The sequence below is a fragment of the Sphingobacterium spiritivorum genome (assembly GCF_016724845.1).
Classification (GTDB): Bacteria; Bacteroidota; Bacteroidia; order Sphingobacteriales; family Sphingobacteriaceae; genus Sphingobacterium; species Sphingobacterium spiritivorum_A.
Map to the genome: position 1 here is coordinate 3,425,287 of NZ_CP068082.1, position 21,843 is coordinate 3,447,129.

Consider the following 21,843-nt stretch of genomic DNA (forward strand, 5'->3'; position numbering starts at 1 on the left):
GAACTATACTTCTAATAGTAATCTAGCAGGATCTTCCAGTAATTGTTTTACACGTACCAGGAAGCTAACAGACTCACGTCCGTCGATAATACGGTGATCATACGATAATGCGATATACATCATCGGACGGATCACTACCTGGCCGTTTTCTGCAACAGGGCGTTGGATGATATTGTGCATTCCCAGGATTGCAGACTGAGGAGCGTTGATAATAGGAGTGGACATCATAGATCCGAATACACCACCATTTGTAATGGTAAATGTACCACCTGTCATTTCTTCAATAGTCAATTTGTTGTCGCGGGCTTTACCGGCTAATTCTCCGATTTTTTTCTCGATTTCATGTAGTGAAAGAGATTCTGCATTACGGATGATCGGTACAACTAATCCTTTTGGTGCTGATACAGCGATAGAGATATCTGCAAAATCAGAGTATACCAGTTCGTTTTCTTCGATACGGGCATTTACTGCAGGCCACTCTTTTAGTGCTGTTGTAACTGCTTTTGTAAAGAATGACATAAATCCAAGACCTACACCATGTTTCTCTTTGAATGTGTCTTTGTATTTAGCGCGCAGATCCATGATCGGCTGCATGTTAACTTCATTGAATGTAGTCAACATAGCTGTCTCGTTCTTCACTGCTACCAGACGTTTAGCAATGGTTTTACGTAAAGAAGTCATTTTCTCACGACGCTCGTTGCGTGCGCCGGCAACCGCAGGAGCCGATGTAGCAGCAGGAGCAGAAGTTGCTGGCTGAGCTGCTGCAGGTTTAGCACCGGCCTGCGCTTTTTCAGCATCTTCTTTTGTGATACGGCCATCTTTTCCTGTACCTTTTACAGCAGCAGGATCGATTCCTTTTTCTCTTAATATTTTAGCAGCAGCAGGAGATGCAGTACCTGCAGCATATGAATTTTGATCTTCATCGTCTGCAGCCGCTGGCGCAGGTGTAGATGCAGCAGGCTGTGCAGCAGCTTTGGTTTCTTCTGCTTTAGGGGCAGCATCACCGCCGGCAGGTGCAGATCCTTCTTCGATTGTACATACTACAGCACCAATTTCTAAAGTATCTCCTTCTTGTGCAATGATTTTCAAGATACCGGCTTTCTCCGCAGGTAATTCGAATGTTGCTTTATCAGATTCCAATTCGGCGATGTTTTCATCCATTTCTACATAATCGCCATCTTGTTTCAACCATTGTGCTAAGGTTACTTCCGTAATCGATTCACCTACGGCTGGTACTTTGATTTCTAAGCTCATATATTCTCTTTTTGTGAACTACAGCTGATGGTAAGATCAGCTGCCGTTTTATGTTTTATTTTTTTAATTCGAATGCTTTATTAATAATGGAAGCCTGCTGGGCAGCGTGTTGTTTCATGTATCCTGTCGCTGTACTTCCGCTCTCTTCTCTTGCAATAACAGTCAGATTGAGATCTGAACCATTGAATTTACGCAGATAGAATGGCCATGCTCCCATATTTTCGTTTTCTTCCTGTACCCAGATAAATTCTGCTTTTGCATATTTCTTACGCAATGCAGCGATCTGATCAAAGGCAACAGGGAAGAGTTGTTCTATTCTAACAATCGCCACATCATTTCGTTTGTCTGCTTCTTGTTTTTCCAATAATTCGTAATAGATCTTACCTGAACAAAGGATGACACGTTTCACAGATTTCGCTGTTACGTTTGGATCGTCGATTACTTCCTGAAAAGCTCCTTCAGTGAAATCTTCTAATGTTGATACCGCTTTTGGATGACGAAGCAGACTTTTAGGTGTAGCTTCTACCAATGGTTTACGGAAGTCTCTATGCAACTGACGACGCAACAGGTGGAAGTAGTTTGCCGGAGTAGTACAGTTCGCTACGATGATATTATTGTTGGCACACAGCTCCAGATAACGTTCAATACGTGCTGAAGAGTGTTCAGGACCCTGTCCCTCATAACCGTGAGGTAATAACATAATAAGGCCATTAGAACGTCTCCATTTTGTCTCTGCACTGGAAATATACTGGTCAAAGATAATCTGAGCACCATTTGCAAAATCACCGAACTGTGCTTCCCAGATGGTCAGTGAATGTGGATTGACAGAAGCATATCCATACTCAAATCCTAATACGCCGTATTCTGAAAGGTGTGAGTTGTAGATGTTGAATTTGTCACCACCTTCAATATTTGCTAAAGGCACATATTTTTCTTCTGAATCTTCCAATGTGACTACGGCATGGCGGTGCGAGAATGTACCACGTTGTACGTCCTGACCCGAAATACGGACACGGTTTCCTTCATTCAGAAGTGTAGCATAGGCCATCAGTTCTCCCATTGCCCAATCATAATTGTTGTTTTCAATCATTTTCAGACGATCTTCAAACACTTTTGTGATTTTACGGAAGAATTTTTTATCGGATGGAAGTGTACTGATTTGTTTGGCAAGTTCCAGAAATTTCTTCTTGTCTACTTTTGTATTTGCAACTTTAAAGATATCATTGGCCTTTGCCTGACGAAGTCCTTTCCATGCTCCTGAGAACATCGGCGTTTCATCATTTAATTTTTGAGATTCCTTAGCTTCATCCAGACGACTCTGTAGCAGGCTGCGGAATTCTTTTTCCATTTCTTTTGCCAGATTGGCATCAACACTGCCCTGATCCAGTAATTTTTGTGCATAGATCTCACGCGGATTGGCGTGTTTTTCTATCGCTTTATAAAGCAGAGGTTGTGTAAATTTAGGCTCATCAGCTTCGTTATGACCGAATCTTCTGTAGCACAACAGATCTATAAATACATCTGTTTTATATTTTTGACGGTATTCTACTGCCAGATTGATAGCGTATACCAATGCTTCTACATCATCTCCGTTCACATGGAATACAGGAGATAATGTTACTTTAGCAATATCTGTACAATATGTTGATGAACGTGCATCTTTAAAGTTGGTGGTAAAACCTACCTGGTTGTTGATGACAATGTGGATCGTTCCTCCGGTTTTGTAACCATCCAGTTTGGACATCTGAATGACTTCATATACGATACCTTGTCCCGCTACAGCTGCATCTCCATGAATCATAATCGGAGCGATCTTAGATGAATCACCTTCATATTTCATATCGATCTTGGAGCGTACCATACCTTCGATGATAGCATCTACTGTTTCTAAGTGAGAAGGGTTAGGAGCAAGACTTAAGTGTACGGATTTACCGTCATCAGTTTTTACATCTGAGGAGAATCCCAAGTGGTATTTTACATCACCTCCGAAGTGGATTTCAGGATCTTCCTCCAGCATCTTACCTTCGAATTCAGAGAAAATCGTTTTGTACGATTTACCCATGATATTGGCAAGTACATTCAGACGGCCACGGTGAGCCATACCCAATACAAATTCCTGTATTCCGATTTCTGAACCTTTTTCAATGATAGAATCCAGTGCAGGGATGAGACTCTCTGCTCCTTCAAGAGAAAAGCGTTTCTGACCCAAAAATTTGGTTCCCAGAAAGTTCTCGAAAATTACAGCTTCATTTAATTTTTTAAGGATACGTTTTTTCTTATCCAAAGAGAAGTTTGGCGTACTGCGTTCCACTTCCATTTTATCCTGAAGAAATTTGATTTTCTCCGGGTTACGGATATAACGAAATTCGGCACCGATAGAGCGACAGTATGTGTCTTCAATCAGCTGGCGGATATCCCTGAGTTTGGCAGGGCCTAGACCTACTTCTACACCGGCATTGAATACAGTATCCATGTCAGCCTCTGAGAGACCGAATGTTTCTAATTCTTTACCTGGAAAATATTTACGACGTTCACGGACAGGATTAGTTTCGGTAAACAGGTGACCACGATCTCTGTAGCCGTTGATCATGTTCAATACATTGATTTCTTTTAAGAAATGTTCCGGTGCAGCACCTGCTTCTCCTGAGATACCTGCTTTTTCTTCTGTCAATCCAAAATCAAATCCTTCAAAAAACTTTTGCCAACCGAAATCAACGGATTGCGGATCTTGTTTATAAGCTTGGTACAGACCGTCAATATAGCTTGAATCGGCGTTGCTCAAATATGTTAAATTGTCCATTTAGAAACGTAAAAGTATAATTTCGCCAAAGTTAGGAATTATAAAAGAGTTTTGGCTAATCATTTGTCAGAAAATAGTATGTTTTTAAAGTTCATAATGAGAGTATTGACCTTTTCAACGCATGTTTTCGAAAAACCGTATTGCTCAGGTCAAATACTTTTTAAATATGTCGGTTTTGGCTCTTAGAGCTGTTCGATTATTTATTTAAGCCACAATATTTTGGTCAAAGAGGGGTATTTCCAGTCCGTTCGGATAACTATTCTTCATTTGAACTTCCCAGGATGCCGGAGTATTGTTTTTAATACTCGTTCCTACACCTGCATAATGCGCCCAATATCCGTATGTGGTAGCAGGAGCATAGTCTATGAGAATATCTTCAAAATAGGATGCGCCTTTTCTCCAGTCTCCCTGATATTCCTGAACAAAAAACAGGCTGACTATTTTTTTAAGGTCTGATGGCAGATTGCCCGTCTGTGACAGGAATTGCATCGCCTTATCTATAAATACATGGCCTGTCTGTCCGGATTGCCACTTTTTCAAATCTTCAGGGTTGGTATCGGTATTTGAATATTCATTCTTGCCTGTTCCGTTTTTCTTAAAGAATACATTAGGATATTTTTTAAGCATAAAACGGAAGTAGTCTCTCCACAGTAGCTGTGCAGTCAATTTTTCTGTTCTTTTTTTATTCAGGACAAGTTTTGCATCTTTTATTTTATGATAAAGATAGATCGGGGATAGTGCACCTGCAGCAATGTAAGGTGACAGCATCATATAGTCCAACTGCTCATTGAATTGTCCTGATAGTACTTCTTCAACTTTTTTGAGGGCTTCATCTTCCCCTCCGCGCAGATGGATAGGGTTATTATTTGCAGTTTGTATTTCCTCGGCCGTATATCCCAGTTCCTCCAGTGTCGGTATAGTCGTTTTTTCCAGATGAGGGTGCGTTACCATTACTTCCGGAGTCGGGAAGGGTTGCCTTACTGTACTTTCTCTTTCTATTTTCTTTTTGAATACCATGAAATCATTGGGAATATCACGGATAGGAAAAGGAAGGTCTTCTTTATGGTATAAGGTGTGTCCGATAAAATGTTTTAGATTGATCTTGAGTTTCCAGAGTGCGGTTTCTACGTTTTCAGAAATTATGGTTTCGCGTGATGCGACCTCTCGATGATGAAAAACTTCATTGACTTCGTATTTGGCTGCGAGTCTGGGGATGATTTCTTCAGGATAGCCAACAAAGCTCATTAAATCACAACCCATCGCCGCAAATTTTTCCTTCAACTCTCTTACTGCATCCAGGATAAAGCGTGCTCTGTGAACCCCTGTCTTGCGATGACCGCTGGATTTTTTGGAAAAATAACGGGGATCAAAGCAATAAACAGGAATAATAATAGGACTTTTACTGACTGTTTCAAAAAGAATCTCATTGTCATGAAAACGAAGGTCGTTTCTAAACCAAATAAGAGTCACTTTACTTTCCATAAAACTTTTCTTAAACGCTTCAACAAGTTATGTTGAATCTTTCTAAATAACTACAAATATACATTATTTATTAGGTTATATATGCCAGTTTTAATTCAATTATGCTATAATTGACAATATTCGGACATTTTTTTTGTACGGGTAGTTTTTGAAGAAGTTTTGTAACATTTACAGTTTTCCTAAACATAAATAGCCTACGGATGTTCCTTCTTTAACAAAAACTGATTGAGGAACATTCAACTAAACAAATTCAAATCGGAATGAAAGAAGTGCTGATATGCGGATTGAACAATTATCTGGGAAAGAGAGCTGCTGCACATCTTGCTAACCAAGAGCTGCGTGTGACAGCTATAACCCGTAATACGGAACTCTTTTATTCCCGAACTCCTGAGCCGGTGACAGCACAATTGTATCCTGTAGACCTGATACGCAGAACGGGGGATTATGATCATTTCCAGATCAAACATCTGGATGCCGCCATTTATTTTGCTCAGGTACCGACCTTAAATGATCCTGTCAATATCAAACTGGAAATGGTAGCCCTGCGTAATTTTATAGAACTGGTCAGAAGGCAGAGTTGCTGGCGTATTACGTATGTAGCACGTCTGATGGACAAAAAGCATCTTCGTCCCATAATAGATCTTTTCAATGCACAACATATACAATATACAATTGTATTGAATAACTGTGCGGTAGGACTGGGGTCTATGCTGGATAATATATTCAAAGTACTGGAGCAACAGAGAGTGGTGGCTTACGTCGGCCGGATTGCTAAAATCCGCTTTCAGCCCATTGCCGCTTTAGACGTAATCCGTTGGTTGCAAAAAATGCTGAAAATGGATGTGTTTACAGATAAAGTGATAGAGCTTGGAGGACCTTCTGTTGTCAGCTTCCGTGACTTTTTTAATCTTTATGCACGCTTTAGTCCGGATCAGGCTCCTCCGCGAACGCTGATACTTCCCAAGCCTTTGGTCAAAGCGATATTTACAAAATTATATGATATCAACGGGGAAGATTTTGAGGAATTCAGGCAGGTTATCCGCTATGAGGATATTGTCGATAATCAGCATTGGCAGCAGTTGATGCCACTGGAACTCACTCCGCTGGAACAAGCGATCGAACAGGATTGCTAAGCTGTCACTGTTATTTTGATAATTCTGTCGAAATAAGCCTTTACTTGGTATATTCTGTTATTTTTGTAATCTTCAAGATACGACAGTTATGGGATATAAAAGTTTAGCGGAATGCGTGCTGGATCTGGAAAGACATGGCCACCTGATACGAATAAAAGAAGAAGTCGATCCTCATCTGGAGATGGCAGCTATTCACATGCGTGTGTTTGACAAGGAAGGACCGGCCTTATTTTTTGAACGGATAAAGGGCTCTGAATTTCCGGCTGTTTCTAATCTTTTCGGTACACTGGAACGCTCAAAGTTTATGTTCAGGGATTCTTTGGATCACCTCAAAAAACTTGTGGACGTCAAAATGAATCCTGCTGCTGTACTTAAAAATCCTTTTCAATATGTAGGTTCCTCCATGACTGCACTGGGTGCTCTCCCCTGGAAACGCAAGAGCGGAGCTCCGATTCTGTTTGGTAAAACGCAGATCAGCAAGTTACCACAAATAGTGAACTGGCCAATGGATGGAGGTGCTTTTGTGACGATGCCTCAGGTATATACCGAAGATGTAAGCAAACCCGGTATTATGAATGCTAATCTGGGTATGTATCGCATACAATTATCCGGTAATGAGTATATACCAGACAGGGAGATTGGATTGCATTACCAGTTGCACAGGGGAATAGGCGTACATCAGACCAAGGCAAATGAGCTGGGGATACCTCTGAAAGTAAGTATTTTTGTAGGCGGACCTCCTTCTCATCCATTATCTGCCGTAATGCCGCTTCCAGAAGGATTGTCTGAGATGATTTTTGCCGGTGCTTTGGGTAACAGAAGATTCCGATATTTCTATGATGAAGAAGGCTTTTGTATCTCTGCTGATGCTGATTTTGTCATCACCGGTACTGTATATCCTAATGAAAACAAACCTGAAGGTCCGTTCGGGGATCACATTGGTTATTATAGTCTGACACATCCTTTTCCGTTGATGCGTGTACATAATGTATACCACAAGAAAGATCCGATCTGGTCGTTTACTGTGGTAGGGCGACCTCCGCAGGAAGATACAAGTTTCGGAGCTTTGATCCATGAGATCACCGGTTCTGCAATTCCGCAGGAGATCAATGGATTGCATGCGGTGAATGCTGTGGATCCGGCAGGGGTACATCCTTTGCTGTTTGCTATAGGTTCCGAGCGGTATACACCTTACCAGCAAGTGGATCGCCCGCAGGAAATCCTTACTATTGCTAATCAGATTTTGGGAAAGAATCAATTGAGCCTTGCTAAATATCTTTTTATTTCTGCTTATGAAGATAATCCGAAGCTAGATATCCATAATATCCCTCAGTTTTTCGGACATATATTAGAGCGTATAGACCTTACACGTGATATTCATTTTCAGACGAATACGACGATTGATACGCTGGATTATTCGGGAGATGGGCTGAATGCGGGGTCTAAAGTGGTATTTGCCGCTGCCGGCACAAAGAAAAGAACGCTGGCTACTGAGCTTCCTGCCGGATTTGAGCTGGCAAGACCTTTTCAACATGCACGTATGGCGATACCGGGAGTGCTGATGGTGGAAGGAAATGCATTTACAAATTATGAACAGGAGCAATCCGTTATAGAGGAATGGTGTAATCAGGTCGCTCATCTGGACTGGACTGGTATACCGATGATCGTGTTGACAGATGATGCCGGCTTCGCTGCAGAGACAGTCAATAACTTTGTGTGGGTAACTTTCACAAGGAGCAATCCTGCATATGATATTTACGGTATCCGCAGTTTTACCAGATTCAAGCATTGGGGCTGTGAAGGTCCGTTTATTATTGACGCCCGCAGTAAACCTCATCATGCTCCTGCACTGATCAAGGATGAAGCGGTAGAACGCAGAGTCGATGCACTGGGTGAAAAGGGGGGATCGCTGTACAGTATTATTTAAATTGGAGATATCTGTTAAGGATATGGAAAACATTAAAATTTAAGAATTGTGAAACGTGTACTCTTAATCGATGACGAGCATAAATTACGGACACTGCTTGCCCGTATTATAGGGCTTGAAGGTGAAGGCTATGAGGTGACTGAGGTGGATAGTCTCAAACCTGCACTCAAACAACTGAATAAAACAGATTATGATGTGGTGCTGTGCGATGTCAAATTGCCGGATGGGGATGGCGTAAGTTTTATTCCGCAGATCAAAGCCGTTCAGCCATTTGCAGAGGTAATTCTGCTGACTGCATATGGTAATATCCCCGATGGGGTGAAAGCGATCAAAAACGGTGCATTTGATTATATTACTAAAGGGGATGATAATCACCGGATCATTCCTTTGCTGAATAAGGCATATGATAAGGCGTCTCTGGCAAAACGTGTTCGTCAACTGGAGCTTAAGATTGAGAAGAAGTATTCTTTTGAAAGTATTATCGGTAAATCCAAAGCTGTATTACAGGCGGTGTCTTTAGGAAAGAAAGTAGCTCCTATGGACACGACGGTCTTGCTGCTGGGAGAGACCGGGACCGGAAAGGAAGTATTTGCGCAGGCTATCCATTATGAGAGCAACCGAAAGAACAAGCCTTTTGTAGCCATTAACTGTTCTGCATTTGGAAGAGAGATTCTGGAAAGCGAATTGTTTGGTCATAAAGAAGGATCTTTTACAGGTGCGACCAAAGATAAAAAGGGTCTTTTTGAAGAGGCAAATACCGGCACTATATTTCTGGATGAAATAGGAGAGATGTCTGTAGATTTACAGGCAAAGCTGTTGCGTGTGCTGGAATCCGGAGAGTTTTTGAAAGTCGGAGATACCAAACCTACACGTGTAGATGTGCGGATACTGGCTGCTACTAATCGTAATCTGGAAGAGGAGATTGCAAAAGAACATTTCCGAAGCGATCTTTACTATCGGCTGTCTGTATTTACGATTACGCTACCTCCTTTGCGGGAGCGACAAGAGGATATAGCATTACTGGCGAAGTATTATATACAGATATATGCCCTTAAAGCCAATTTAAGTACGATGACGTGTACGCCGGATTACTTAGCAGGGCTAAAGAACTATTCGTGGAAAGGCAATATCAGAGAATTGAAAAATATTATCGAACGGAGTGTGATCGTATCAGATGGAAATGTGCTGGATATGACCTGTCTGCCGGATGAATTTAATAGAATAGACAGACAGTTGCATCAACAATCGCCTTTCTCTATGGCATTGGCGGAGCAGGCACATATCCAAAAGGTATTACTCCATACACATGGAAATAAGGCTGAAGCTGCCCGGCTAATGGGAATCGGTATTGCTACGCTCTATCGTAAAATAGACGAGTATAAAATCAGTATATAGGTGTAAACAGTGAATCTGTTCCGGAATACATAACCCATTTATGAAGCGTCTGTTGGGCTCTCAAATACTTACTGATCTGGGACAGTAATAACAGAAGATCAGCATACTTCCTGTAAAGAAAGAAATAAATTAACCCTTCCATTTTAATAATGAGCCTATCATTTTGATAGGCTTTTTTATGTCTGAATTTTTGCTAAACCTCTTGTTTTTATTGATTTTCAGTTAGTTGTGTTTTTTATGATTCGATTGGTCTCTCTTTTGGCATGGGGGATTTCAAATCAGATAACATAAAATATAAATTTTATACCGATGAAAATTATTCACAAATCAGATCTGCTTCCTCTTATTTCGGCTGAGATCCCGGAAGTCAGTGAGGAAGTCAACAGACTTAGTTCGAGGGAGAATATCGCAGGTGCTATTCAGATCGTAGTCACTTTTATGAAAGATATGCTTCAGCATCATAATCTGCCTCGTGTGCGCTGGAGCATGATGTTTATGGGATGGCTTTACGGGAGAAGTGATGCTGCAGTCAAAGAGATTATTGAAAATCTCTTTGTACGCTCATTCAATGGGATGAAGCGTATCTGTAATCCGCAGGAATGGCAATCGGTAGAGACTAAGATCCCTTATTCATTGCGCTCAGTTTATATCCGTCAACTTTCATCATTATAATCATGAAATCAGTATGTACTTATCAGGATAAGAGAAAGATTGTCGGCAGATGGAGCAAGGTCAGACCCTTCCGCCTGTTGATCTATCTTTTTATTTACATAATCCTGATCGGTTCATCTTACAGATTTATGTATCAATATCTACACTTACCCATGCTTACAGTCTTATTAATTATAGCAGGCATTATATGTTTTGCGCTGTTCTATAAATCCATCAATTTTTTTGATAAAATCTAATTATTCATTCGCGATATGGAAACTAAAGTTATTAAAACAATCCGTGAATGGCTTCCGCAGGTCATCCATGAGCAGATCAGTGATGATTACACCGCTTTACAATCACTGGCAGGTTATTTTTTGCAGCACATCCAGGGTGATGAAGACCAACAGGCATTGGCTATTGAAGCCGCCCAGATTGTCAATATTCTATATCTGAACGGAAAGCTGCACGATAAAAATGCTATTGAGAATGAGTTTCTGAGCCTGATAGCAAATGAGGAAACTCCAAAAAGTCTGAAGAAACACCTGGCATTTTTTCCAAAAGAACTGAGACAGGTGTATTTGAAAACAATAATTGAAAATTAACATGGCCGCATTATTTATTATCTCGATTCTGGTATTTGTATACATCTGTTATGTGTTACTCAAACCAGAAAAATTTTAAGTCAGTATTTACAGTTTGTATGTCTTATACGCAGCAACAAATAATCTAAAACAATAATATGAACACAGAAATTTTAGGTATAGTCTTTATGTTTGCCCTGACGGTCATTCTAGCTATACCTTTTGGAAAATATATCGCTAAAGTTTTTGGAAATGAAAAAACATGGCTTGACCCTGTTTTCAATCCGCTGGAGAGATTAATATTCCGTACCAGCGGTATTGATCAGCATCAGGAAATGAACTGGAAACAGCATATGGCTGCATTGCTGACCATTAATATGCTTTGGTTTTTGGTGGGTATGCTTATCCTTATGACACAGCAGTGGCTGCCCTTAAATCCGGATAACAATCCCAATATGTCAGCACATCTGGCTTTTAATACCACTATCTCTTTTGTCGTCAACTGTAATCTTCAGCATTATTCGGGAGAGACCGGTGTGAGTTATCTGAGTCAATTCTGGCTGATGTTTCTGCAATTTGTAAGCTCAGGTACAGGTATGGCTGCCGGGGTTGTCCTTTTCAAAGCATTCCGCGAAAAGAGAAGTGATACACTGGGTAATTTCTACAGCTTTTTTGTTAAATCCTGTACGCGTATTTTACTTCCGCTATCGATTGTCGTGGCATTGATTCTGGTCTTTAACGGTACGCCAATGACATTCAACGGAAAAGATAGTATGACTACGCTGGAAGGTAAGACAGTAGAGGTGTCTACTGGTCCGGCTGCGGGTTTTATTGCTATCAAACATGTGGGAACTAACGGAGGTGGTTTTTTTGGTGTCAATTCTAATCATCCGTTTGAAAATCCGAATTATCTGACCAATATCACGGAGATGTTTGCACAGATGATCATTCCGTTAGCGATGATCTTTGCCTTTGGCTATTTTATACGACGGAAAAAACTTTCCTGGATGATTTTCGGGGTTATGACTGTAGGATTCTTACTGCTGGTCATTCCGAATATTATAATGGAAGCAAAAGGTAACCCTGTAATAAGCGGAATGGGTATTGATATTTCTTCCGGTAATACGGAAGGAAAAGAAACCCGGTTTGGGGCCATTGCTTCCGGTTACTGGAGTATTGCGACCACGGTGATCTCTACCGGATCTATCAATGCTATGCATGACAGTACTATGCCTCTCAGTGGTATGAATGAATTGTTGGCAATGATGATTAATGCCTTCTACGGCGGAAACGGAGTGGGACTGCTGAACTTCTTTATTTTTATTATTCTGGGTGTGTTTATCAGCGGTCTGATGGTCGGAAGGACTCCGGAATTTCTGGGTAAGAAAATCGAAGCCCGTGAAATGAAGATCGCTATGATTATTGCGCTTTTGCATCCTTTCCTGATTCTGGTGGGAACAGCTCTTGCAAGTGCATTTCCTGCTTATGGATTAGCAACATTGAACAATCCGGGTTTTCACGGTTTCAGTGAAATGCTCTATGAATATACGTCTTCAGCCGCTAATAACGGTAGTGGATTTGAAGGATTGGGTGACAACACGTTGTGGTGGAATGTCAGCACCGGGTTTGTATTGATTCTGAGCCGTTTCCTGCCAATTATAGGACCTGTAGCAATTGCAGGACTGCTGGCCGCTAAAAATTATATTCCTGAGGGTTCCGGAACATTAAAAACAGATACTGCGACATTCGGACTGATGGTTTTTGCGGTAATCGTTATTGTCGCAGCCCTTGCTTTCTTTCCGGCATTGACACTGGGACCTATCGCCGAACATTTTTCACTAAACTAAGCTATGGCTCATTTATAAATATGAATAACAATATGAACTCAACTAATAAATCTTTGTTTCAAAAAGATCTGATAAAAGAAGCTTTTGCTCAATCTTTTGTCAAGCTCAATCCTAAGCTTATGTTTCGAAATCCGGTGATGTTCACTGTAGAAGTCGGTACGCTGGTGATGCTGGTTGTCACGGCCTGGACATTGAGCGGAGACCGTTCACAGGGTAGTTTTGGATATAATGCAACGGTGTTTGTGGTCTTATTTTTCACGCTTTTGTTTGCCAATTTTGCGGAAGCTATCGCTGAAGCAAGAGGAAAGGCACAGGCGGACAGTCTTCGCAAAACCCGTGAGGAGACTCCTGCAAAGCTGGAGAATGGAACTACTGTCTCTTCTTCTTCACTGAAAAAGGGTGATATTTTTATCTGCGTGGCCGGAGACGTGATTCCGACCGACGGGGAGATTATTGAAGGACTTGCGACTATTGATGAAAGTGCTATCACCGGAGAATCTGCTCCTGTGATCCGGGAAGCTGGTGGTGATAAAAGCTCAGTAACCGGAGGAACCAAAGTCCTGTCGGATCATATCAAAGTACAGGTCACTACACAGCCCGGAGAAAGTTTTCTGGATAAAATGATCGCTTTGGTAGAAGGTGCAAGTCGCCAGAAGACACCGAATGAAATTGCACTGACTATATTGCTTGCAGGATTCACACTTGTATTTATTATTGTAACGGTGACATTGAAACCTTTTGCAGATTATGCAAACGTATCTATCACTATAGCTTCTTTTATTGCCCTGTTTGTGTGTCTTATTCCCACTACCATCGGAGGACTATTATCCGCTATCGGTATAGCCGGAATGGACAGAGCACTTCGTGCAAATGTCATCACTAAATCGGGTAAAGCGGTAGAAACTGCCGGAGATATTGATGTCCTGTTACTAGACAAAACAGGGACTATTACGATCGGTAACCGGAAAGCTACTCAGTTCTATGCAGCAGACGGAATAGAAGAGAAACAACTTATCCGGGCTGCGGTTCTCAGCTCTATGGCCGATGATACGCCTGAAGGAAAGTCTATTCTTGAACTGGCTAATCCGGATCCGTTGACACTGCAGATAAAAGATCCGCATTATATCAATTTTACTGCTGAAACACGGACTTCGGGTGTGGATTTTACAGATACACGTATCCGTAAAGGCTCTACCGATGCGATCCGCAATATTGTGCTGAAAGCCGGCCATACCTTTCCTCAGGAAATTGAGGCACGCGTCACACAGATTTCCAGTAACGGAGGCACACCGCTTGTCGTATCCCAAAATGAAAAAGTAATGGGTGTAATAGAATTGCAGGATATCATAAAACCGGGAATACAGGAGCGCTTTGAGCGGCTGAGAAAGATGGGTATAAAGACTGTGATGGTTACCGGTGATAATCCGCTTACCGCAAAATTCATAGCAGAGAAAGCAGGCGTGGATGATTTTATCGCTGAAGCTAAGCCTGAGGATAAGATGAATTACATCAAACAGGAACAAGCTGAAGGACGGTTGGTCGCCATGATGGGAGACGGTACAAATGATGCTCCGGCTTTGGCGCAGGCAGATGTTGGTGTAGCTATGAATAGTGGAACACAGGCTGCTAAGGAAGCCGGTAATATGGTTGATCTGGATAATGATCCTACCAAACTGATTGAAGTTGTGGAGATCGGTAAACAACTCCTGATGACCCGTGGTACACTGACGACATTCTCTATTGCAAATGATGTGGCCAAATATTTTGCGATTATTCCGGCATTGTTTATCACTGCTATTCCCGCCTTACAGGGACTGAATATTATGCATTTGGGAAGCCCTCAGAGTGCTATTCTGTCTGCTGTAATCTTTAATGCAATCATTATTCCGGTATTGATCCCGTTGGCATTAAAAGGAGTGACTTATAAACCTATCGGAGCCTCTGCCTTATTGCGACGCAATCTGTTTCTGTATGGGTTTGGCGGGGTGCTTATTCCTTTCGTAGCCATCAAACTCATAGATCTGGTTGTATCACTATTTATATAATATTGAGGTTCTGTCATCATCGTTTCATAATACATTGATAAAGTTAATCATAATGAAAACACATATTCTACCAGCGATTAAGCTGACTTTAGGAACACTTATTCTATTCACTGTCCTTTATCCTGCACTTATCTGGGCTTTTGCTCAGGTCAGTCCTAATCAGGGTAAGGGCGAGATTATCAACTATAATGGCCACACCTATTACAGCAATATCGGCCAGTCATTCACGGAAGATCAGTATTTCTGGTCTCGTCCTTCTGCTGTTGATTATAATGCTTCCGGATCAGGAGCCAGCAACAAGGGGCCATCTAATAAAGAATATCTGCAGGCTGTCCAGGCGCGTATAGATACTTTTATGCAACACAATCCCGGTATTAAAAAATCGGATATCCCGGTAGACCTGGTTACTGCAAGCGGAAGTGGTCTTGATCCGAATATGTCTGTACAGGCAGCTAAAGTACAGATTCAGCGGATAGCTGCAGTCAGAAATCTGGCGCTATCTGAAGTGGAACAGTTGGTGAATCAGCAGACCGAAAAACCTTTGTGGGGACTATTCGGTCCGGAGAAAATCAATGTTCTAAAGCTGAATATAGCTTTAGATCAACTGAGTAAAAAATAACTGTACCAACTGTTCTGACATAATACATCTATAACATATGAATACAACTCTAAAATTAATAGCTATGCTGACGGGTATTTGTCTATCAGGGATAAGTGAGACGGTCTTTGCACAGGCTAATGCGCAAACAAACCCACTGCGTTTCGGGGGATACGCGGAAGTTTACTATACACAGGATTTTAACAGACCTGATAATCATACCCGACCCGGGTTTTTATATAGTCACAACCGGTCTAATGAGGTCAATCTTAATCTGGCCTATGTGAAAGCTTCTTATTCTGCAGATCGTGTACGCTCCAATCTGGCATTGGCTGCCGGGACGTATATGAGTGCAAACTATGCTGCAGAAAATGATGTTATGAAAAATGTATATGAAGCTAATGTGGGAGTGAGGCTTTCTGCAAAGCATGACCTGTGGATAGATGCCGGTATAATGCCTTCTCATCTGGGCTTTGAAAGTGCAGTAGGCAAAGACAACTGGGCATTGACTAGAAGTCTCTTTGCCGAGAATTCTCCTTACTTTGAAACAGGAGCGAAGATTACGTATACTACAACAGACGGACGGTGGATGATGAGTGCGCTTGTCCTGAACGGATGGCAGCGGATCAGACGGGTTGACGGAAATAACACGCTCTCTTTCGGACATCAGCTGACGTTCAAACCTACGGAGAGGTTAACTTTGAATAGCGGTTCATTTGTCGGAAGTGATCAGGCTGACAGCATACGGCAGATGCGTTATTTTCATAATCTATATGCTATCTATCAGGTCAGCGAACGATTGGGGCTGACTGCCGGATTTGATATAGGTGCTCAACAGCAGAAGAAAGGATCAAAGGATTATGATGTGTGGTATACTCCTGTCTTGCTCGCGCGTTATGCTGCATCAGATAAGGTAAGTCTGACAGCAAGAGGTGAATATTATCAGGATAAGAAAGGTGTAATCATTGCTTCGGATTCCCCACATGGATTTCAGACCTTTGGCTATTCTGTCAATATAGATTATCATATCCTGTCTAATGTGATCTGGCGTACGGAGCTCAGAAATCTGAACAGTAAAGATGCTGTTTTTACAGACCGGAATCAGCGTCTGACAGACAATAGCTTTACGGCAACCACTGCTTTGGCTATTAGTTTTTAACATATTTTGCAATAAAGTATATCAACTACCGGACATGGAAAATGAAAGAAAGAATGCAGAACATTTTCTCTCTCTGATCAGGAAATCAAAACAAGGGAAGTTTAAGATCTACATCGGTATGAGTGCCGGTGTAGGTAAGACTTACCGAATGTTGCAGGAGGCACATTCGCTGCTGCGAAATGGTATTGATGTAAAGATCGGCTATGTAGAAACACATAACAGGGTGGAAACGGTAGAACAATTAAAAGGTTTGCCAGTCATTGCACGACGTACTTCTTTCTATAAAGGCAAGGAACTCGAAGAACTGGATGTTCAGGCTGTTATTAATCTTCAGCCGGAGGTCGTGATTGTAGATGAACTGGCACATTCTAATATTGAAGGGAGTAAGAATGAAAAACGCTGGCAGGACGTGTTGGAAATACTGGAGGCCGGCATTAGTGTGATCAGTGCAGTCAATATACAACATATTGAAAGTCTGAATGAAGAAATAAAGACGATAACCGGAATAGAGGTGAGAGAGCGAATCCCCGACCGTATTATTGCGCTGGCGGATGAGGTGGTCAACATAGATCTCACAGCCGAGGATCTGATTGCACGCCTGAAGGAAGGTAAAATATATCCATCTGATAAGATACAGTCTGCATTGAATAATTTTTTTCAAAGTGACCACATTCTTCAGCTTCGGCAGCTTGCGCTCAAAGAAGTTGCGGGACATGTGGTGAGACAGGTAGACCATGTGGTGCATAAAGGAATGATGGTCAGACATGATCGTTTTCTGGCATGTATAGGGAGTGATGCTAAGAAAGCAAAGAATGTGATCCGGAAGACTGCACGTCTGGCAAGCTATTATGGCGGAGAGTGGTATGTCTTATATGTGCAGACTCCCCGGGAAAGTGTGGATAAAATCGCTTTGGATAAACAGCGTTTGCTGATCAATAATTTTAAATTAGCAACTGAATTAGGTGGACAGGTATTGCAGGTGAAAAGTAAACAAGTCCCCAGTGCCATCCTGGAGCAGGTGAGTAAAATGAATATTACAACCGTTTGTATAGGTAAGCCGAAGTTGACCTTATTTGGGATTATTCTGGCAACAGGAGTGTTCAATGAGTTGTTAAAAAAACTGTCATCAGCAGATATTGATTTAATTATTTTATCTTGACATCTGTTATGTCAGGGACTGAAAATATTTACAGGATATGAGAACTAAAGAAAAACTGACGTTTGGAGTAGGTGTTTTATTTCTTCTGATTGTGTTGCTGGCTGGGGTAAGCACCTATTATGTCAATAGCCTGAAGAAGGATACCAAGAATATTCTGCTCGCCAATTACAATACATTGGAATATGGGCGCAATATGTTGCTTGCGTTGGATAAACTGGATTCAGATCCGCAGGCTTTAACGGATTTTGAGAAAAACCTGCGGCTACAGCGAGCTAATGAAACTGAAAAAGGGGAGAAGGAAGCTACGGAACAAATTGTAGTTCATCTGGATGAATTGAAAAAAAATCCGCAAACTGCTAACCTTAAGGCCCTGATCCGCGAAGATATTGCAGAGGTCATGCGTTTAAATATGGAAGCTATAGGACGTAAAAGTGATATTGCGAATGAAACGGCAGCTTCTGCTATTATCTGGATATCCGTGACGGGAGCACTTTGTTTTCTGATTGCCTTTGTCCTGTTTGTAAATTTGCCTGGCAATATTGCCGATCCTATACGCGAACTGACCGGTAGTATCAGGCAGATAGCCGCTCAGAATTATAGCGAACGGGTACACTTCGAAGGGCATAGCGAATTCGGTGAGCTGGCCAGATCTTTCAATACCATGGCGCAGAAACTGGAGGAATATTCAAACAGTAAGCTTGCCACTATCCTTAAAGAAAAAACAAGAATCGAAACACTTATTAATAATATGCACGATCCTGTCATTGGGATTGATGAACAGAAAAAAATATTATTTGCCAATCATGAGGCTCTAAAGGTTACAGGACTGGACTTGACTACTATACAAGGCAGGCAAATACAGGATATTGCTGTGAGTAATGATCTTGTAAGACTGTTGATCAGAGATATGATGAATCCGGGACAGGGTTCTGCCGAACCGGTCAAAATAGCTGCTGACGGAAAACAACAATACTTCGAAAAGGAAATCATTGATATAAATGTTGTTCCGACAGGAGAACAGAATTCAGAGCTGATCGGCTATGTCATTATGCTGAAGAATATTACTCCTTTTAAAGAGCTTGATTTTGCAAAGACCAATTTTATTGCTACTGTTTCACATGAGCTCAAAACGCCTATTTCTTCTATCAAAATGAGCCTTAATATTCTGGCACATGAACGTACCGGTACGCTGACAAATGAACAGCAGCAATTACTGGAAAGTATCGGAGATGATAGCGAACGATTGCTGAAGATTACGTCCGAACTGTTAAATATGTCTCAGGTTGAAACAGGCAATATTCAGTTGAATATGCAGGCGAATGACCCTTTGGAAATTCTGAAATATGCGGTAGATACGACACGTATTCCGGCAGAACAGAAAGGATTGTCAATTATACAGCAGGTGCAGCCTGATCTTCCTTTTATACAGGCAGATGCCGAAAAAACGGCATGGGTGCTGACTAATTTTATTACCAATGCTATTCGCTATTCTTCGGACCATAACGAAATCATTGTTTCACTATACAGAGAGCAGGACAGGTTGGTCTTTGCTGTACAGGATTTTGGTCGCGGAATTGATTCCAGATATCAGGAGCGTATATTTGAACGTTACTTTCAGATTCCGGGAAGTGCCAAATCGGGTACAGGACTAGGGCTGGCTATCAGCAAGGATTTTATAGAAAATCAAGCTGGGAAAATAGGTGTGGAGAGTAAGCCGGGTTTAGGAAGCACATTCTATTTCTCGTTTCCTGTCGAAAGTTAGTTTGTCAGCAGGTGTCACAGATCATTAATCCGTCTTCCTGTCAGCGCAGAGAATCTTTTGTTTTTAGGTTCACCAATCATCTGTTTTCCGTAAATACTTGTGTTTCCGGAAAACAGGTAGGCCAGTATACAGGCAATGGCGATATATACTGCAGCCTCAGCGCCGAACAGTTCTATTCCCATAATACTGCAGGCCAGTGGCGTATTGGTGGCACCGGAAAATACAGCAACAAATCCCATTCCGGCTAATAAACCTAAGGGCAGCGGAATAAATAAAGATAAAGCACTTCCCAAAGTTGCTCCGATAAAGAAGAGTGGCGTGACTTCACCTCCTTTGAATCCTGCAGCTAAGGTGAGGATCGTAAAAGCCATTTTCAATGCGAAATCATAGGGTTGAGCTGTTTGCTGAAAAGAGGCTTCTATGCCCGGGATGCCAAGTCCTATATAGGCTGTAGTACCGATACACCAGACTGCTGCGGCGACTATTATCCCTCCGGTAAAAGGGCGTAATGGCGGGTAACTGATATAAGATTTGAAGAGCTGGGCCGTTCGCTTCAATGTCCGACTGAATACGGTTGCACATAGCCCGAAAAGAATTCCGGCAAATATGGCTAATGTAATGTGCCAGAACGAAAGATCCGGAACGATGTCTATATGGTAGTGGGTATGATGTGCATTCCACAGTTTAGTAATAAGATCTGCACAGATCGCAGAAGCAAATGCAGGAAAGATAGCATTATAGCGAAGCCGTCCGATAAGGAAAAATTCCATTCCGAATATTGCTCCGGCAAGGGGAGTGCCGAATACGGAACCAAACCCTGCTGCAACGGCTGCAATAATTAATATTTTTCGTTCTTCGGAGTTGAGTCTGAATCGTTTGCTGAACTGATCCGCAATGGCTCCTGCCATTTGCAGCGCTGTGCCTTCCCTGCCTGCTGACCCACCGAATAAATGTGTAATAATGGTGCCTAAATAGACAAAAGGAGCCATTTTAAACGGGATAGTTTGTTCCGGTGTATGAATAGTGTCAATCAACAGATTGTTACCGGCTTCTACATCTTTACCCCAATAATAGTACAGTAATCCTACAGACAAGCCACCCACAGGAAGCAGGGCGATGATCCATTTGTGCTCCTCCCGATAATTGGTCACCCATTCCAGTGAAATAAGAAAACCTGCGGAAGCGGATCCTATACATATCCCCAGAATAAGGCTGATAAATACCCATTTAAGAATATAAGGCATTGTTGGATAGTTCCGAAAGAATAATCGGGTCCGGATCTGAGTTTTTTGACGAATGGATTTTGGTTGTTTCGTAAGCATAATTATTCCTGATTAAATAGTTTAACATTTATCAATCAGGCGTCATCAGCTTACTAAAGCGGTTTGGTTAAGGAAGAACACCATTTCCTTTTTAATTGTCTGTGAGCAAATCTAAGAACTATCTTTCAGGAATACAAGATATCTAATTGTTTTTATCGGTGATAAGATGGTATAGTACCTGCAGACTAACCTCTCTCCCGATAAAATCAGGATATCTCCTTAAAAAGGAGAGAAAAAGGCTTTTCATGCTAGTTTTCTCTCCCTTTCAGCAAGTCCGGTTACTTTGGTATAATAGACAGTGAAAGAGTCTTTGCTTCAAATTTGCTGCTTAGGACAGCATCAAATGTGTAATCCATACTGATACAAATACGGCATAACAACTCCTGCGTCAGTTGGCGTCCCCGCCAACTGTTATCTAACCGTTCTGTATTAAAACAATACGTCTTTGATCTCCGGTGACTTGTCAAATACCGATTTGGCAAAAGGACACAAGGGTAATATTTTGATATGGTTGGTACGGGCAAAATCAACTATTTCCAACACAATCTTTTTTCCAATAGATTGTCCTCTGTATTCATCGCTTACATCTGTATGATCAATAATGATTTTGGTTTCTCCCGCATAGGTATAAGTGATTCGTCCTGCTTCGATATCCTGATCCATCATTGAAAAGTATCCTTTTTGTCCTTCCTGTACGTGTTTGATTTCCATTTTTTTATGTTTTT

The 21,843-nt window shown here is 41.6% G+C and carries 17 protein-coding genes and 1 riboswitch; of the genes, 12 read left to right on the forward strand and 5 right to left on the reverse strand.

What is annotated here, in order from left to right; all coding sequences use genetic code 11:
- Positions 1-3: 3 nt before the first annotated feature.
- From odhB to I6J03_RS14530, 3 genes are all read right to left on the reverse strand, one after another.
- Complete coding sequence (gene odhB / locus I6J03_RS14520) at positions 4-1,254, reverse strand: 2-oxoglutarate dehydrogenase complex dihydrolipoyllysine-residue succinyltransferase (protein ID WP_201693763.1); 1,251 nt, start codon at positions 1,252-1,254, stop codon at positions 4-6.
- Positions 1,255-1,309: 55 nt separating this feature from the next.
- The gene (locus tag I6J03_RS14525; RefSeq protein WP_201693765.1) at positions 1,310-4,054 is read right to left on the reverse strand and encodes a 2-oxoglutarate dehydrogenase E1 component; all 2,745 of its coding nucleotides are present in this window, start codon (positions 4,052-4,054) and stop codon (positions 1,310-1,312) included.
- 204 nt (positions 4,055-4,258) lie between these two features.
- Positions 4,259-5,536: a deoxyribodipyrimidine photo-lyase gene (locus I6J03_RS14530; RefSeq protein WP_003005108.1), complete on the reverse strand. Its 1,278-nt coding sequence runs from the start codon at positions 5,534-5,536 to the stop codon at positions 4,259-4,261.
- A gap of 260 nt (positions 5,537-5,796) precedes the next feature.
- On the opposite strand from I6J03_RS14530, the gene I6J03_RS14535 reads away from it, so the two are divergent.
- From I6J03_RS14535 to I6J03_RS14590, 12 genes are all read left to right on the forward strand, one after another.
- On the forward strand, positions 5,797-6,669 hold the full coding sequence (locus I6J03_RS14535) for a Rossmann-fold NAD(P)-binding domain-containing protein (RefSeq protein WP_003005106.1): 873 nt from the start codon (positions 5,797-5,799) through the stop codon (positions 6,667-6,669).
- 88 nt (positions 6,670-6,757) lie between these two features.
- Positions 6,758-8,596 carry a UbiD family decarboxylase gene (locus I6J03_RS14540; RefSeq protein ID WP_003005103.1) on the forward strand — a complete coding sequence of 613 codons (1,839 nt, stop codon included), beginning with the start codon at positions 6,758-6,760 and terminating at the stop codon, positions 8,594-8,596.
- A gap of 48 nt (positions 8,597-8,644) precedes the next feature.
- The gene (locus I6J03_RS14545; RefSeq protein ID WP_003005100.1) at positions 8,645-9,991 is read left to right on the forward strand and encodes a sigma-54-dependent transcriptional regulator; all 1,347 of its coding nucleotides are present in this window, start codon (positions 8,645-8,647) and stop codon (positions 9,989-9,991) included.
- Between the two features lie 309 nt (positions 9,992-10,300).
- Positions 10,301-10,663, forward strand: coding sequence for a DUF7674 family protein (locus I6J03_RS14550; protein WP_002999379.1), 363 nt, complete (start codon positions 10,301-10,303; stop codon positions 10,661-10,663).
- Positions 10,664-10,914: 251 nt separating this feature from the next.
- Positions 10,915-11,247, forward strand: a complete 333-nt coding sequence (locus tag I6J03_RS14555; RefSeq protein WP_003005096.1) for a DUF7674 family protein — start codon at positions 10,915-10,917, stop codon at positions 11,245-11,247.
- 1 nt (position 11,248) lies between these two features.
- Positions 11,249-11,326: a potassium-transporting ATPase subunit F gene (locus I6J03_RS22930; RefSeq protein ID WP_115172024.1), complete on the forward strand. Its 78-nt coding sequence runs from the start codon at positions 11,249-11,251 to the stop codon at positions 11,324-11,326.
- 58 nt (positions 11,327-11,384) lie between these two features.
- Positions 11,385-13,073 carry a potassium-transporting ATPase subunit KdpA gene (kdpA, locus tag I6J03_RS14565; RefSeq protein ID WP_003005091.1) on the forward strand — a complete coding sequence of 563 codons (1,689 nt, stop codon included), beginning with the start codon at positions 11,385-11,387 and terminating at the stop codon, positions 13,071-13,073.
- A 20-nt stretch (positions 13,074-13,093) separates the two neighbouring features.
- Positions 13,094-15,118, forward strand: a complete 2,025-nt coding sequence (gene kdpB / locus I6J03_RS14570; RefSeq protein WP_003005088.1) for a potassium-transporting ATPase subunit KdpB — start codon at positions 13,094-13,096, stop codon at positions 15,116-15,118.
- 52 nt (positions 15,119-15,170) lie between these two features.
- Complete coding sequence (locus I6J03_RS14575) at positions 15,171-15,737, forward strand: K(+)-transporting ATPase subunit C (RefSeq protein ID WP_003005085.1); 567 nt, start codon at positions 15,171-15,173, stop codon at positions 15,735-15,737.
- 37 nt (positions 15,738-15,774) lie between these two features.
- Entirely contained in the window at positions 15,775-16,875 is a 1,101-nt protein-coding gene (locus tag I6J03_RS14580) for a porin (protein ID WP_201693767.1), read from the forward strand.
- Between the two features lie 34 nt (positions 16,876-16,909).
- Positions 16,910-18,034 (forward strand): sensor protein KdpD, encoded by a 1,125-nt coding sequence (locus I6J03_RS14585; RefSeq protein ID WP_003005081.1) that lies wholly within the window; start codon positions 16,910-16,912, stop codon positions 18,032-18,034.
- 37 nt (positions 18,035-18,071) lie between these two features.
- Complete coding sequence (locus tag I6J03_RS14590; RefSeq protein WP_003005079.1) at positions 18,072-19,796, forward strand: ATP-binding protein; 1,725 nt, start codon at positions 18,072-18,074, stop codon at positions 19,794-19,796.
- Positions 19,797-19,810: 14 nt separating this feature from the next.
- Here I6J03_RS14590 and I6J03_RS14595 read toward each other — a convergent pair whose 3' ends face one another.
- Positions 19,811-21,118 (reverse strand): voltage-gated chloride channel family protein, encoded by a 1,308-nt coding sequence (locus tag I6J03_RS14595; protein ID WP_198137090.1) that lies wholly within the window; start codon positions 21,116-21,118, stop codon positions 19,811-19,813.
- A gap of 29 nt (positions 21,119-21,147) precedes the next feature.
- Positions 21,148-21,215: riboswitch (Fluoride riboswitch) on the reverse strand.
- A 332-nt stretch (positions 21,216-21,547) separates the two neighbouring features.
- On the reverse strand, positions 21,548-21,829 hold the full coding sequence (locus I6J03_RS14600; RefSeq protein WP_003005071.1) for a GNAT family N-acetyltransferase: 282 nt from the start codon (positions 21,827-21,829) through the stop codon (positions 21,548-21,550).
- Positions 21,830-21,843 lie beyond the last annotated feature (14 nt).

What these genes read in the sequence shown, in the direction of transcription:
- odhB (WP_201693763.1), bottom strand. Translation starts at nt 1,254, where the DNA reads ATGAGCTTAGAAATCAAAGTACCAGCCGTAGGTGAATCGATTACGGAA.
- I6J03_RS14525 (WP_201693765.1), bottom strand. Translation starts at nt 4,054, where the DNA reads ATGGACAATTTAACATATTTGAGCAACGCCGATTCAAGCTATATTGAC.
- I6J03_RS14530 (WP_003005108.1), bottom strand. Translation starts at nt 5,536, where the DNA reads ATGGAAAGTAAAGTGACTCTTATTTGGTTTAGAAACGACCTTCGTTTT.
- I6J03_RS14535 (WP_003005106.1), top strand. Translation starts at nt 5,797, where the DNA reads ATGAAAGAAGTGCTGATATGCGGATTGAACAATTATCTGGGAAAGAGA.
- I6J03_RS14540 (WP_003005103.1), top strand. Translation starts at nt 6,758, where the DNA reads ATGGGATATAAAAGTTTAGCGGAATGCGTGCTGGATCTGGAAAGACAT.
- I6J03_RS14550 (WP_002999379.1), top strand. Translation starts at nt 10,301, where the DNA reads ATGAAAATTATTCACAAATCAGATCTGCTTCCTCTTATTTCGGCTGAG.
- I6J03_RS14555 (WP_003005096.1), top strand. Translation starts at nt 10,915, where the DNA reads ATGGAAACTAAAGTTATTAAAACAATCCGTGAATGGCTTCCGCAGGTC.
- I6J03_RS22930 (WP_115172024.1), top strand. Translation starts at nt 11,249, where the DNA reads ATGGCCGCATTATTTATTATCTCGATTCTGGTATTTGTATACATCTGT.
- kdpA (WP_003005091.1), top strand. Translation starts at nt 11,385, where the DNA reads ATGAACACAGAAATTTTAGGTATAGTCTTTATGTTTGCCCTGACGGTC.
- kdpB (WP_003005088.1), top strand. Translation starts at nt 13,094, where the DNA reads ATGAATAACAATATGAACTCAACTAATAAATCTTTGTTTCAAAAAGAT.
- I6J03_RS14575 (WP_003005085.1), top strand. Translation starts at nt 15,171, where the DNA reads ATGAAAACACATATTCTACCAGCGATTAAGCTGACTTTAGGAACACTT.
- I6J03_RS14580 (WP_201693767.1), top strand. Translation starts at nt 15,775, where the DNA reads ATGAATACAACTCTAAAATTAATAGCTATGCTGACGGGTATTTGTCTA.
- I6J03_RS14585 (WP_003005081.1), top strand. Translation starts at nt 16,910, where the DNA reads ATGGAAAATGAAAGAAAGAATGCAGAACATTTTCTCTCTCTGATCAGG.
- I6J03_RS14590 (WP_003005079.1), top strand. Translation starts at nt 18,072, where the DNA reads ATGAGAACTAAAGAAAAACTGACGTTTGGAGTAGGTGTTTTATTTCTT.
- I6J03_RS14595 (WP_198137090.1), bottom strand. Translation starts at nt 21,118, where the DNA reads ATGCTTACGAAACAACCAAAATCCATTCGTCAAAAAACTCAGATCCGG.
- I6J03_RS14600 (WP_003005071.1), bottom strand. Translation starts at nt 21,829, where the DNA reads ATGGAAATCAAACACGTACAGGAAGGACAAAAAGGATACTTTTCAATG.